Genomic DNA, 873 nt, shown 5'->3' with positions numbered 1-873 from the left:
AGAACCTGTTTAGAGTCTCTTGAGGAGTAATGCCAGAAAAGCCAGCACCACCATTTGTAGACTGGTATTAAGGTGACGTTCGCAGTTCTTCCAGAGGCGCCGACATTTATCCAGCCAGCTGAAGGAGCGTTCAATAATCCAGCGTTGCGGCATCACGGTAAAGTTATGTAATTCATTGCGTTTAGCAACCTGAACGGTTGCTTTTAAATTCGTTTTAACATCAATGGCGAAGTTGGTGCCGGTATAACCACCATCAACCAGGACACTACGAACATTTTTTAAATGATCGGCATGAAGAGCCAACATTGCGCTGGCACCGTCCCGATCAGAAACATTGGCTCGAGTAATATGGATGGCTTGTGGCAGCCCGTTAATATCAACGGCTAAATGGCGCTTAATCCCAGAGATTTTCTTACCGCCATCATAGCCTTTATTTTGAGCAGTATCGGTATTTTTAACACTCTGAGCATCGACAATAATAAATGAGGTTAGCGCCGAGCGATCCTGTTGGGATCGTAGGGTAAAGACAATTTTTTTAAAACCTGTTCCAACAAAGATTCTTGAAAGCCAAGCCCTTTAGCTGACCAAATTCGGTAGTAATAATAAACCGTCGACCATTTTGGAAAATCGTGAGGTAATTGACGCCATTGACACCCAGTTTTTAGTAGATACAACAGTGCATTAAATACTTGATAAAGGTCTTGGGTTCGAGGTGCGGTGCGTTTCCGGGCTGTTTCCAATTCAGGCCGAATCATTTCAAACTGGGAACGAGAGATTTGGTTAAGATAATTAGTCATCAAAGCGGGTCTCATTTCTTTTTTATCAAGATTGTAGCAAATTATTCGGGCCTTTGTAAGACTCTAAACAGGTTCT

Annotated in this window: 1 protein-coding gene; it reads right to left on the bottom strand. The window is 42.7% G+C overall.

What is annotated here, in order from left to right; genetic code table 11:
- Positions 1 to 9: 9 nt before the first annotated feature.
- Positions 10 to 797 (bottom strand): IS5 family transposase gene (locus FD47_RS15255; RefSeq protein ID WP_390662675.1). Its coding sequence is split into 2 segments (ribosomal slippage): positions 10 to 533 and positions 533 to 797, totalling 789 coding nucleotides; the frame shifts between segments, so codons are not numbered across the junction.
- Between the last annotated feature and the right edge of the window lie 76 nt (positions 798 to 873).

Origin of the sequence: Lentilactobacillus parafarraginis DSM 18390 = JCM 14109, assembly GCF_001435895.1 — a bacterium.
GTDB classification, from domain to species: domain Bacteria; phylum Bacillota; class Bacilli; order Lactobacillales; family Lactobacillaceae; genus Lentilactobacillus; species Lentilactobacillus parafarraginis.
The sequence above is the reverse complement of the archived record's forward strand: the minus strand, read 5'-3'. Positions and strand labels throughout refer to the sequence as shown.